Annotated in this window: 8 protein-coding genes; 2 read left to right on the forward strand and 6 right to left on the reverse strand. The window is 53.3% G+C overall.

What is annotated here, in order from left to right:
* Positions 1-207: 207 nt before the first annotated feature.
* Together AUC61_RS21845 and AUC61_RS21850 are read left to right on the forward strand one after the other, a co-directional pair.
* Positions 208-1107: a VOC family protein gene (locus AUC61_RS21845; RefSeq protein WP_243248236.1), complete on the forward strand. Its 900-nt coding sequence runs from the start codon at positions 208-210 to the stop codon at positions 1105-1107.
* Positions 1108-1131: 24 nt separating this feature from the next.
* Positions 1132-2538: an alginate export family protein gene (locus AUC61_RS21850; protein ID WP_243248238.1), complete on the forward strand. Its 1407-nt coding sequence runs from the start codon at positions 1132-1134 to the stop codon at positions 2536-2538.
* Between the two features lie 330 nt (positions 2539-2868).
* On the opposite strand, the gene AUC61_RS21855 is transcribed toward AUC61_RS21850, so the two are convergent.
* The 6 genes from AUC61_RS21855 to AUC61_RS21880 form a co-directional block, all read right to left on the reverse strand.
* Positions 2869-3147, reverse strand: a complete 279-nt coding sequence (locus tag AUC61_RS21855; RefSeq protein ID WP_243248239.1) for a DUF6124 family protein — start codon at positions 3145-3147, stop codon at positions 2869-2871.
* An 886-nt stretch (positions 3148-4033) separates the two neighbouring features.
* The gene (locus AUC61_RS21860; protein ID WP_243248242.1) at positions 4034-4231 is read right to left on the reverse strand and encodes a hypothetical protein; all 198 of its coding nucleotides are present in this window, start codon (positions 4229-4231) and stop codon (positions 4034-4036) included.
* A 192-nt stretch (positions 4232-4423) separates the two neighbouring features.
* Positions 4424-4828, reverse strand: a complete 405-nt coding sequence (locus tag AUC61_RS21865) for a hypothetical protein (RefSeq protein ID WP_243248244.1) — start codon at positions 4826-4828, stop codon at positions 4424-4426.
* A 1956-nt stretch (positions 4829-6784) separates the two neighbouring features.
* The gene (locus AUC61_RS21870) at positions 6785-7264 is read right to left on the reverse strand and encodes a hypothetical protein (protein ID WP_243248246.1); all 480 of its coding nucleotides are present in this window, start codon (positions 7262-7264) and stop codon (positions 6785-6787) included.
* Between the two features lie 472 nt (positions 7265-7736).
* On the reverse strand, positions 7737-8168 hold the full coding sequence (locus AUC61_RS21875) for a hypothetical protein (protein ID WP_243248247.1): 432 nt from the start codon (positions 8166-8168) through the stop codon (positions 7737-7739).
* An 896-nt stretch (positions 8169-9064) separates the two neighbouring features.
* Positions 9065-13465: a two-partner secretion domain-containing protein gene (locus AUC61_RS21880; protein ID WP_243248249.1), complete on the reverse strand. Its 4401-nt coding sequence runs from the start codon at positions 13463-13465 to the stop codon at positions 9065-9067.
* Positions 13466-13477 lie beyond the last annotated feature (12 nt).

Here is a 13477-nt window from a genome sequence, read left to right on the forward strand (position 1 = left end):
TCGGCAGCTCCTACAGGTCCCACAGGGTCCGCCAACATGAAAAACGTACTCTACGTGCTCGCTTGCAGCGTACTCAAAAGCACGGCAGTGCAATTCCTGATTGCCCATCCTGCCTACCCTGCCCACTTCCATGACACCGATGGCCGCGCATTCCGGCGCTCAGCCGCGCGGCCAATACGGTGCCATTCATGAGGTGTGGAGATAGCTATGCGCAATCAATTTTTAAGGGCGTCACTGGTCCTGACTCTGCTCGCGGCACAGATGGCTGGCAGCGCACAGGCGGCCGAAACGGCAGCCGTCGCCGTTGCTCCGCAATACGACACCAGCCACGTCTATGTCGCGCCCAATGACGTGGACCGCTTCGTGCAAAGCTTCACCGCGACCTTTGGCGGACAGAGCACCAAGCAAGTAGTCGTCAACGTCCTGCCGACACCCAGCAGCACCACCTCGCAACTGTTGCAGACGCCCTACGGCACCGTGTCCCTGTTTGGATTCACCACGCCGATCCCGCGTCCTTTCGGCCAGGAGCGCAACGGCTATCTGGTCAAGGACATGGACCTCGCCATCAAGGCAGCGCGTGAAAACGGTGCTGATGTGATCGTCAGCGACTTTCCCGACCCTATCGGCCGCGATGTCGTCGTCCAGTGGCCGGGTGGCGTGAACATGCAGCTTTACTGGCACACCAGCACACCGAACTACGCCGCCTTCCAGACCGTCCCGGAAAACCGCGTTTATGTCTCCAACGACCGCGCTGACGCATTCATCAAATCCTTCCTGGGCTTCTCCCACGGCAAGATCCTCAGCGACGACAAACACGCCTCGGCCATCGACATCGGTCAGGCGAAAAACACCTATCGCCGCGTCAGCATCCAGTCTGATTTCGGGCGCATGACCGTACTCGCCAGCAACGGCCAACTGCCCTACCCGTTCGGCCACGAAACCACCGGCTACGAGGTGCCTGACCTCACGGCAACCCTGAGCAAAGCCACTGGCTCCGGGGCAAAAATATTGGTTGCACCGTTTACCAGCCAGGGCCGCAGCTCGGCGATGGTTGAATTCCCGGGTGGCTACGTCGCTGAGATTCACCAGTTGCTTGCAGCCAAGTAAGCGCCAGTCAAAACGAGGTCACCAATGAGCCGAAGCAATTGGGTACGTCTGCCCGGGTGGAGCCTGGCAATCCTCTGGCCGCTGTTGAGCGCCAGTGTATTCGCCGATGAACAACCAACCCGGCCAGTCATCAAAACCAACCGCTGGCAGGAGGACTGGTCCGTACTCAAGGACCCGGCCCTGCGCACCGAACCGCTGGACAACCTGAAGTACATCCCGCTGTCCAGCGCCAACCCGTTCACCTACCTGTCGTTGGGCGCGACCTTGCGCGAACGCTTCGAGATGAACGATGCCAGCGGCTTCGGCATCAACAACGTGTCACGCGACGCCTACCGGATTCAACGCTTCCAGGTGCATGCCGACCTGCACCTCAACGAGAACTGGCGGGTGTTCACCGAGCTTGAAGACGCCCGCGCCTACGACAAGACCTCAGTCGGTGGCGCGGACCAGAACCGCGTGGATTTGCGCCTCGCGTTTGTCGAGTACATCAACGCGTTCGACGCCGGGACCTTAAAGACCCGCGTCGGCCGACAGGACTTCGCCTTCGACCTGCAGCGCTTCATCTCCTCGCGGGATGGCCCCAACGTGCGGCAGTCCTTCGACGCGCTGTGGGCTGACTGGGAAACCAGCAACTGGCGCTTCATCGGCATCGCCAGCCGCCCGGTGCAATACCTGGACGACCGGCATTTCGACGACAAATCCAATTCCGACGTGCAGTTCCACATGCTGCGCGTTGAGCGTCTGATCGACGGCAAGAATGAGCTTTCGGCGTATTACGGTCTGTATGAACGCAGCGATGCGCGCTACCTAGACGCCGCAGGCAACGAAACCCGACACATCTTCGATGCCAGGCTGGGCGGCGCGGCGCAAGGCTATGACTGGGACATCGAAGGCATGCTGCAAAGCGGCTCGGTGGGCGGCAAGGACATCAAGGCCTGGGCAGCGGGAAGCCGGCTCGGCTACACCTTCGAAAGCGTGACCTGGAAACCGCGCATCGGCTTGCAAACCGACGTAGCCTCAGGTGATCGCAAAGCAGGCGACGGCACCGTGGGCACTTTCAACCCGCTATTCCCCAATGGCTATTACTTCTCCCTGGCGGGCTACACCGGCTACAGCAACCTGATCCACATCAAGCCGTCGATCACCGTCAAACCCATCGACAAGCTCAGCGTACAAACCGCAGTTGGCCTGCTCTGGCGGCAAACCACCGACGACGCCGTCTACACCCAGCCCAACATCGCGGTAGCCGGAACCGCAAACCGCGGCGACCGCTGGACCGGTGCCTACGGCCAGTTGCGCACCGACTACGCCTTCACCCCAAACCTGACCGGCGCCATCGAAGCCGTCCACTACGACATCGGCCAGACCCTGCGCGACGCGGGCGGGCATGACAGCAATTACCTGGGGGTTGAATTGAAGATGAGCTGGTAGCAAGGCGCTGCGTGCTCTTGTTTCGTGACAGATGACACGCACCGACTCGCAGGAACGACCTAATGACCTGTAGGAGCCAACTGGTTGGCGAAACGGAAGAGCTGATTTCACCGCTCCGATGCCTCGCCAACAAGTTCAATTATGCAGGGCCCTACTCCGAGGACTGTACGGTCTATGCGGGAGCATTCCATGTTCGCCGCTACCGTTCGCCTGTTGGAGCGAGGCTTGCCCGCGAAGAACGATCACCCGATAAACCTGATAAAAACACTGCGGTGCATCAAGCCCATCAAAAAGCTCTCGACCACCTCCATCCCCCCGCCAAGACACAGCCTAAATCGCCTTGCGCTGCCTCTCCAACCCCACCAAAGACGCCTCAATCAAAGCACGAACCGCCTCCAACTGATGCACAACAGCACGCCCCAGCGGCCGAAACTCCGGCCTATGGTTATCCGCAGATTCGTAAGCCGTCGCGGCAGCACAACGCAGATACTCGCTAGCCAGCACCAGCGCATCTTCAACGCTGATATCAGGTTTTACTGTGAAAGGACTGGCGATGGGTGACGGGGCCGAAGGTGCAGAGGTAGCCGAATCCGGTGCGGATTTGATCATGTGGAATCTCCCGAATGGATTGAACCGCCATGACACAGCCTGCTGACTTAATGTCGGCCCGCTGCTTGGCGATTGTTACTCCTCGATTGGGGCGGCCTGTCAAAACCGGTCGCTGGTGGAGCGACGGGCGGAGATTATTCCGAGCCCGAGAGCGGTGCAACAAGCGCTGTGCGATATAAGGAAATTTCGGAAGCGCCCTACAGAGGGGGGAGTTCTAGCCTGTAGTCATCTCTCGTGAAGCATCGGAGGGAATTGAGCGCGACCGCGATTAAGCGAATAACGTCGTACTTATGTAGAAGATCATAAAAAATTTAGAACAAAGCAAATACAAGAAAATATACAAATAAGGAGAAAGCTGCAAGACACCCTCTCATTATTGGATCGGCATCTACACCCAAACTGCCTGGCCCGATACCTACGCGCCCTCCCCGGAGATAGTTATAAACAGCCTGACCAAACCACAATTGAACGAGCAGCATTGAAAAAAAGCGATGCCAACTTTCATCAAATCTAATAAAGCTCGCTATTAGTGAGACCATCAGCAAAGTAAATCCGACAACATGGCAATACATCTTCAGAGTTCTCAACATCCAACCCTTCTTAAATACCTAAGTTGACTTCTGAACATTGTATCCGCAATGGAAGAAAATTGGGGCAGAGAATCTGACAAAATCGGGGTTACACCATGATTAAGCACTCGAATGGGGTGAAGTAAAACTTCCAAAAAATCAAACTTTTTGGCTACTCATCCTTGTAAAGTTCCACTGAATCATTCTCTCGAAGGCTTCCAAACCGCTCATCAGAAACAATCAGCTACTCAATAGAATTGGGTATCGCACCTAACCCCAACTTATCACCACACGTACACATCATTGATGGCATATCATTAACTTATCCAGCTCACTTTAAAATCCACTAACTGAGCCTCAAGACCTACCTCACTCTCAAACCAATAGTCAAAAACTTCGGCATCGCCATTCTTCAAATAGAGATAATGCCCACCGGTATCACCATCACGATCGTCCTCAACAATTACTCTCCATCCAACATATACGCCCGTAAGAACTATACCTTCACGACTCATAAACCTTATACCCTCACCTACGCTGAAATTAGGGAAACTGGAAATAATTGGGGTCAGACCACGATTAAGCACAAACCAATCTTTTCAGAAAACCGAACTATTAAAGAACGAATACGACAATCGTGGCCTGACCCCATTTTCCTTTTCGGTTGTCTGCCCCCTCAAAATTAGCCCCTTCCATCCAAAATTAAGTCATGCCACTGTACGGATCTGAAATATCCCCCCCAGCTCTGAGAGAGCACTTAAAATCTCTTCAAGAACCTCCGGCGAAACATTTTCTTTAGAGCGCATGCTCAGGAACTTAAATACCTCATCAAGCCCCAATAAAGCCATTACACTAATTATATCCCTCACCAAATCTCGATTTTGGCCATTCCACATAGAAACCAAACACTTTTCAACTCTAGTTTTCAAGCTGATATTTAACAAGCTATAGGCATGCCACTGCCGGTCACTTAACTCCAATAATGGCCTTATAACCGCAGCACCAGAAATGCTTTTAGAGTCAAATCCTCCCAGCACGCCTACAAACTCTTCCTCAAGCTCCTCAACAGTCATTGAGTCGGGCAGTGCGGCATAGTACGCAAAATCTTTCATACTTAAAATCCACGGGAATATGAGTTGAATTGGTAGGCTTCCTATAAACAACACCATCCTGACCAAGTAATTTGTTGCCTATTTTTATCTGCGCCGCCCATCCTCCCCCCGAGTTAGAACCCAGATACTTTTCGGCATCTGGCGCATGCCACTTAACTTCGACGTTCTGACCATTCCATTTGAATTGAAATTTGCTACCGCCCGCAATTGCAGCTGAAGATTTAAAGGTATTAGGAGTGCCAGGCGGCACCAATTTAATCAGATACGCCACACTAATCCTACCATCATTAATGAACCCTTTAGCAGAAGTGTAAACATCAAAAAACGGGGGTGGCTTAATTGGCTCTGGCTGGTTTAAATAACCAAAATCTCCATCAGCTTGAAAATAATTGGGGCCAGACCACGATTAGGCACATATCCTTGATGCATGAAAACAATTGTGGTCTGACCCCATTTTCTCCCGACTCTTAACTGCATTATCGACTTTCCCGTGGTAGGGAGCAGCTTCATAGTCCAATCGGCGCATGGCGCCTGCACTTTCACCGGCAGCTCCTGTCGCTTTTGGACCAAATCAATCTACGAATAATTGGGGTCAGACCACGATTAGGCACAAACCAATCTTTTCAGAAAACCGAACTATTAAAGAACGAATACGACAATCGTCGTCGGACCCCATTTTCCTCTTAAAGATCGAACAAAACAAAATAGTGGTCTGACCCCGTTTTTCTCATGACCCCGTTTTTCTCCGATTAAGCACAAATCTAATCATTTCAAAAAAACCAAACTATTAAAGATCGAATAAAACATTCGTGTTCTGACCCCACTTCTCTCCTACCCCCCTTTGACTTCACACAACTCACAATGCTATCTATATTATTTATAAACTAACCGTAGTCTGATCCAGTTTTTTAAGAATTGGCTCAACATCCCCATAGCCAGCGCGTGCCAAACCATCCCGAACACCTGTGCCAAAACGTACAAAATCATCTGTATTTGAAAAACCTTTTGAAATTACAGGCGCTTTTGCACCAACTTATTCGTGAGAAGCTAAAGTCTTAGTCGCCTGGTGCAAAGTAGCCATAAGGTCCTCAAGATTGAAATTCCATTTACCTCCCTCAACGGGGGAATAAATTTCTATTTCAATTGGTCTTCCGGGCTCATGTGATACCTCAGCCAACTGACTCGACGCCGCCCAAATCTCGAATACGCAATTCTCTCGATCTGGGGGGCTTGTGATTACAGTAGATAAAAGATTCATGGCTTCGGGGGCTCCAACAAACCAAAAAATTTCCCATTTGAATCGTAGCGAAGCCCACGGCCATCGGGGGCAATCACATCCACAGAAGAAAAATGGGGTCAGACCACGATTAATAAAATAAAAACCTTATATCTGTTTTCTTGGACGGCCAGCGACTCCATAGATTACTCTTCTGCCTAGCGCGAGTCCAATGTCAGATGCGAACTTAGATCCACCTAAGACATAGTTGCCATTTGTGGACGCCCTAATTTGGTCTATCAGCTCCGAAGCAACATCCATATTAAAAAGCTCCCTATAATTCTCCGACCGAGCACGATCGGAACCACCCAATGAATAATAGTTGTCGTGCGGAGTAATTAATGCTGAAGACTCATTTTGCGCATTCACCCTATAGCTACTCCACGTGTATTCAGCGGTGGAAAATTGGGGTCAGACCACGATTAAGCACACTGACCGATCTTACAGTCTAGCTAGCCACGCAGGATTGGCGTAACCAAAGCATTTCATAAAAAACCAAACTACTAAGGAGTACATGAATAATAGTGGTCTGACCCCGTTTTCCCAAAGTCTCCGTCAGCTCTAGATACAACGTTATCCCAGGCTGGAGTTCCTTTTGCACCGACTAGCTAGAATAGGAAGAAATCAGAGCCTTTGCGATTATACCTTCCGCGGTACGGCCGGATGCCAGCTCAGCCAGCTCATCCATCGATGATCAAATTTGAGCTTAAATACTCGTAGAAACCCTCTTGAAGCTCTGATTTTTTCACAGCAAGAACGCCAAATTCCTCATATACGCTTTCAAAGGCAACCCATTTGCACGCGCTTTCGCATAGAACTATTGGATAACTAACTGCTCCATCAAAAAAACTTTCAAACTTTTTATTTAACCAACGAACATCTTTCTCTAAATCGCTTCCATCGAAGGAAAAACAAGAGTTACCTAATCGCTCGCCTCCTGAAAACTTTATAAATACATCTGACTTATAGCTGGAAACGCTATTCCATACCAATCCCGAAAAAATTTCAAAAAAACAGAGCAATGGCCTCTCAAAAAACCAAAACAGAAATCCACCACCAACAAAAACATTCATCGGCAAGTCTTTATTAAAATTCATTACCCCTGACAGCCTATCAAGAAAACAATTCAAATCTTCATCTTCAACTTTCAAAACAGCCATGACTACTCTCCTGAAAACCTGATTTTCGCAGTTGGTTTTTTCACCCCTTCTATAGTCAACGACGGGGAGAGTCGGGGTCAGACCCCCATTAAATACATCACGACCGGTGATCAGGGCGCCATGGGGGCGTATTCAGAGCTAGCGATATCTATTAAAAAAAGCTGAAGCCACCTATTTAGTATCCACACCTGTTACGAACATGGCACTCGACGCTGCAGGAGGACATCGAAATAATCACAGAAATAAATGCCAAATTATTAAAGAGCTTGTTATTTCACCGTAATTTGATCCCGGCGCAATGCGACTTCAATGCTTTATATCGTAGTCTGACCCCGATTGACTAATTGGGGTCAGACCACGATCAGGCACAAACTAATCTTTTCAGAAAACCGAATTATTAGGTCTGCCCCCATTTTCCTTAGTCTCTGGTAGTGGTTTTAATGGCGCGGACACATCCTGTGCGCTCTTTAAACTACGACTGCCAGAATGTCAGACAGACGCCATATTCATCGAGAAGATCGTCAGCAATTTCAAACTGAAATACCTTCTCTGGAAAGGCATCGGATAACGCGCGCTTCCAATATCTAGCGATCTGTTCAGCAAATAAATGACAAAGACGATAATCTTCTTCCGACAGGCCCACTTTAAATACGGGTCGGCCCGGCGCATCCTCCCACTTTGAAAAGAACTGATTTATTGAAAAAATATTTCTGTATCGTTCAACGTCTCTACGCGATGTACTTTGTTCCAACATACTAGATTCGATCTCAACCAGCCCGTTCAAATAAAATTTTTGCGGATCGTATTGCTGAGCGTTAGGCAGCCAGAAAATGTGACCACTGACCTCAATAAAATCAGGAGAGAGCAAACCTAGAACAGAAATTGCCTGTTCTAATGAAACCAAGTGCCCTACATATGAAAAAACTCCCCGGATCCAATATCTGAAACAAACAGATTCAACGACTCTTTAGAAATATTACCCTGATAAACTTTCATCACTTCAACCCTAAGCTATCAAAAACCGACTGCGGAACATTTCCCTCAAAAGCTTTTGTATCACTTCCCTTCTTGGAGAAACTGGGGTCAGACAACGATTAAGCACAAATCTAATCATTTCAAAAAAACCAAACTATAAAAAATCGAATAAAACATTCGTATTCTGACGCCACTTCTCTCCTACCCCCCTTTGACTTCACACAATTCACAATGCCATCTATATTATTTATAAATTAACCGTGGTCTGACCCCGTTTTTTTTCAGGCAAGGTTGCTTTTGCACCAACGAACTAGTTTGATCTCGGCAAAAACCTTCTACGCAGAAATGATTTATAACGTCCAGGTGCTGTACATATTAGCTTCTCTAACTCGTCACCACGAGCTAGAGAATGGTCAACTATCGACTCAACAAAATAGTAAAAATATTCAGGACTCGCACTCAATTCCAACTCAAAATCACGAAAAAAATTCAGCACGCACGCAAATGAATTCTTCTGCACTAGGGCCTGACCTAAAGACTCGTATGCAGATATGTAGTATGAGTTCTCGACAACACCACCTACCCCGCCTAACTCTTGCAATGAAGCCTCCAGAGCGTCAGCGGAAAAAATGGCAAAGAAACCAACCACAGTACAAACCTTTTGAAACATTCATCGACCAAGAGCATTATCAAGATCCTTTATTAGTTCCTTAGCAAAATCAATATCCGGGAAAGTCGGGGTCAGACCACGATTAAGCACACTGACCAATCTTACAGCCTTGCTAGCCATGCAGGGTTGGTGCAACCAAAGCATTTCATAAAACATCAAACTACTAAAGAGTACATGAACAATAGTGGTCTGACCCCGCTTTCCTCGTTTCTGATGCTGTTGGTGGCGAGCATGGTCAGGTTGTTGTTGGCCTGGGTCAGGCCGCCCTGGTAGATGCTGCCGCCGCTGAGCACTGTCATGTCTTCGCTGGCGCGCAGGGTGCCGACGTTTTTCAGGTCGCCGCCGGTGATCATTTCTATGTTGCGGCCTTGCACCAGGCTGCCGCCGCGCAGGTTGCGTGAATCGACTTTGGCCAGATAGAGGACCGGCGTGAGCACGGTTTCGCCTTCGACGACGCGTTCTTCCATCCAGACGATGTCGTGGGTCAGCGCTGCAACCTGCTCCGACGTCAGGCCGACGCCGAAGTTGAGGTTCAGGGCGTCTTTGCTGGCGACGGCGTTGTCCATCAGGTACTGAAATTGTTCGTAGTCGCTGCTGATGCTGTCAGCCAGGAAGCGTTGGCCGGTCTGGGCGCGCACGGCGTCGGCGATCAGGCGGGACTCGTAACGGCCATCGCCCAGGCGGCGATCAGCGGCGGTCGGGTCGTAACCGAGGATCTTGAGCAGGTAGTCCGAACTCATGAACTGGTCGGTGTCGGTCAGCGACGGATTACTTTCAATCAGGTACTGGCCTGCGGGATTACGGCTCTGGGTGAACAGGCCATAGTCGCCCTGAGGCAGACGGAAGCTCGACAGTGCGGTCGGGTCAACGCTGACGAAAGGTGCGCCGGTGAAATCCACCGGCACGAAGCTGACGTGCACGCTGCCGTCGGCGGCGGTAGTTTCGACACGTTTGACGTCTTTCAGCGGCCCGGGGCTGCCGACCGGCGTGCCGAGAATGACCTCGCGGCCACCGGGGCCGAAGGTGCTGCTGTCGAGGGTGGCGCCGATCAACTGGGCGTTGCCCTGATCAGTCAGGCTGCCGTTGACCAGCGTGTTGCTGATGTTGAGTTTGAGGGTACCGCCTGCTTGGACGGTGCCGGTGTAGGTTGCGCCGTTGCCGGGTAGCAGTGTGCTGTTGGTGCTTTCAATGCCGTATTTCGTGACAGCAGTAGGGATCGCGGCCTGGTTGGCGATGGGGGCGTTGGCGTAGTAAGCGTTCCACTCGTTGGTGGCGGCCTCTGTCTCCCGATAGGCGCTTTTGCTGACGCCATCGAGGTGGTAGTTAACGTTCTCGATACGGTTGTCGAGGGTGAAACCGCGGTTAGTGAAGTTGGTCGCGGTAACCGTTGCATTGCGGTTCGCCGCCAGCAGGCTTTGGCCGTTGGTGACGGTCACGGCATCCAGCAATAGATCACGGTTGGCGAGCAGACGCGAGGCTGGAGAGTCCTTGAGGACCTTGCCCTGATAAACCGTCTGAACAATGTAATAACCCGAATGGGTCCCGCCGCTGCAGTCCGTGCAATTGATGACGATCGAGCGGCTGCCCGCCGCCTGAGTCACTTCGAAATCGGCCTTGGAGTTATCCAGCTCTTTGGTCTTGATGTCGATATCGCCCGCACTTTCGATGCTGGCAGAGAGGTTGCTCAGCAGGCTGGCGCGTGTGCCGTCCGCCGCTGCGAAACTGAAGTTGCCCGCGCTGTAGATGTCGGCGTATTTATTGAACAGGCTGTCGGCACGCAGGGTCATGTCGGCACCGGCGAAGATCAGGCTGTCTTGCTGGTTATCAATGTCTTTGACGGCGGTCAGCTTGAGGAGCTGCTGCGCGCCCAGGGTGCCGCGGTTGACGATACGGTCGGCAGTGGCCGTGAGGTTAGCGCTGGAGGTCAGGCGCCCGAGGTTATCGAGAGTGCCCGTGATGGTCAGCCCGGCATCCCCGGCGCTGGCGATCCGGCCGCCGTCCTGAGTCAGGTTGGCGGCCTGGATGTTCAGGGTTTGTAGAGTGGAGATCAGGCCCTGGTTGATCAGGTCGCCAGTCAGCTTGAGGGTCAGGTTGCCATCGCTGAGCAGCTCGCCCGCGTTGGTCAGGTTGGCGGCTTCGAGGCTCAGGCTGGTCGCACTGGCAATGCGGTCGCCCGCTTGCAGGGTGATGCTTTGCAGGCCGGTGAGGTCCAGCGCACCGTTGACATGCCAGAGGCCGGTGCCATCGACGTTGGTGACGTTCCAGTCGCCAGCGCCCAGGCCGACCATCTGGCCCTGAGCGCCCTGCAGACTTGCCGAGCGCAGACTGAACTGGCCGGTGGCGGCGTGCTCGATCTGCCCGCCGCTGTTGAACAACGTGTTGGCTTGCAGGCTGAACGCCTGGCTGCCGATGGCGATGCGGCCATTGCGGTTATCCAGATCGCCTTGCAGCGCGATGCGGCTCAGGTCACCAAGATGGGCCAGCATGCGGCCGCCCGCGCTGTTGTCCAGCGTCTGCCCGTCGAGAAGCAGTTTCTGGCTGGCTTCGATCAAGCCGCCCTGGTTGATAAGACGATCCACGGTCAGTTGCAGGTTGCCGTCCAGACTGGTGAGGGTGCCTGCGCTGTTGTCGGCGTCGCCTGCGGTCAGGCTGATGCTGCTGGCGCTGATGCTGCCCGCCTGGTTATCCAGACGGCCCTGCCCCAGATCAAGTTGTGCATGGCTGCCCCCGGCGAGAATCGTGCCTTGCTGGTTCTGGACCTGTTGCGCGGTGAGTTTGAGGCCATCGCTGCCGCCGACCAATTGGCCCGCGTCACGGTTGTCGATGAGGTTTTTTACGTCTACATCGAGGCGTGTGCCGAGCACCTGACCGCCACGGTTATCAAGGCCGCCAAAGGTCGCGGTCACAGCGACTTTTTCACCGACGATGATGCCCAACTGGTTGTCGAGGCTGCCGACCGTCAGCGTGGTATCGCCGACGGTGGATTGCAGGCGACCTTCCAGGTTGTTGACGGCCTGAGTGACCGTCACCTGCAAGGCACCGCTGTCGGCGATGATGCTGCCCTTCTGACTGTTATCGAGGCTGCTGCCAGTGATGGTGACGGTCTTGCCCAGCAGAGTGCCGTTCTGGTTGACCACTTCCCCGCCGGTGACGACCAGAGCGGTTTCGGCCTGCACCGTGCCTTCTGTGTTGTCGAGGTGCTCGCTGGCGGTGACGCTGGCAGTGCCGAGGCTGCCGCCAATCAGGCCTTTACGATTGTCGATGCGTGTCGCAGTGGTGGTGACTTGCCCACCAATCAGCTTGCCATTGCGGTTATCGAGGGCCTGCTCGACGGTGACCTGCAGATCGCGGGTGGCGATGACCTGGCCTGAGTTGGTCAGGTTTTTCGCATCGATCTGCACATCGCCTTTGGTATTGCGGGTGTTGTCGGTATTGACGCCGGCTTCGATGGCGCCAAGGTTGGTCAACTGGCCTTTGGTGGCCAGCATCACCTTGCCACCGGCGGCGATGCTCTTCTGGTTGAACAGGTCGTCATCGGTGGTGATGCTCAGGTCGGTGCCTGCGTACAAGGCGTCATTGGCCTCAAGGCTTTGCGCCTTGACGGTTACCGCGCCACTCGCCGCCGTGGTGGTCATGGTCAGCTTGCCGTTGGCATCGATGCTGACATCACCGGAACTGGCCGCCATCTCGCCGTCGTGCTTGACGCCCACGCCCTGCTCGGTGCCCACCAGTTTGATCGAGCCTGCGTACATGCCGCCCAGTGCGCTGCTGTCGATCGCCAACGACGGCTTGACGCTGCCGTCATCGGCCAAGGCTGTTGCATCAAGGCTATTCGCGTCGACCTTGTTGCGGCCGGTGACGACGTTGAGTTTTTTCGCGTAGAGCCTGGCGTTGAGTTTTGCCGAGCGGGTGATCAGGTCGAATTGTTCGATGTTGCTGGCGTTAAGGCCTGCACCTTCGATGGAGATGTCGCCACCATCCACCTGAAAGTGATCCAGACGGCCTTGATCCAGTACCGGCTTGCCGGTGGTCAGGGTGGCCTGCGGGGTGTTGATGAAGCCGCAACCGTTGCAGGTCACGCCATAGGGGTTGGCGACGATGACCCGCGCCGCTTGCCCGGCCACTTCCGTGTAGCCCTTGAGCTGAGTGCGATTGGTGCCGGTGACCTCGTTGAGAATGGTGGTCGCCGCAGTACCCTGCAGGTTGCTGTTGCCGATAATGATCCCGCCCAGTTGGGTGCTCTGGGTCTGGGCGGTGGAGTTGTTGAGAATGACGCCCTGGCTACCGACGTTGTATTGGTCGAAGGTGTTGTGCGACAGCCCGTTGCCATTGGGCGTGGCGATGTTGATCACCGGCACGCCATTGCCTGCTGCTGTGAGGCTGGTCCCGCCGCCGCTGACCGCGATGCCTTCCGCCTGCACCATCAATGGCTGCCAGAACATCGCGTTGACGAGGATCAGGGCGATGCCGCGCTTGGGCATACCCCAGAAACGCTCACGCGAATTGAGTGCGGCAGAGGGTTGGCGTGCCAGGAAGGCCAGTTGCTTAACGTCCATGCAGAGGGTTCC

This window comes from Pseudomonas maioricensis, from assembly GCF_022790535.1.
Classification (GTDB): domain Bacteria; phylum Pseudomonadota; class Gammaproteobacteria; order Pseudomonadales; family Pseudomonadaceae; genus Aquipseudomonas; species Aquipseudomonas maioricensis.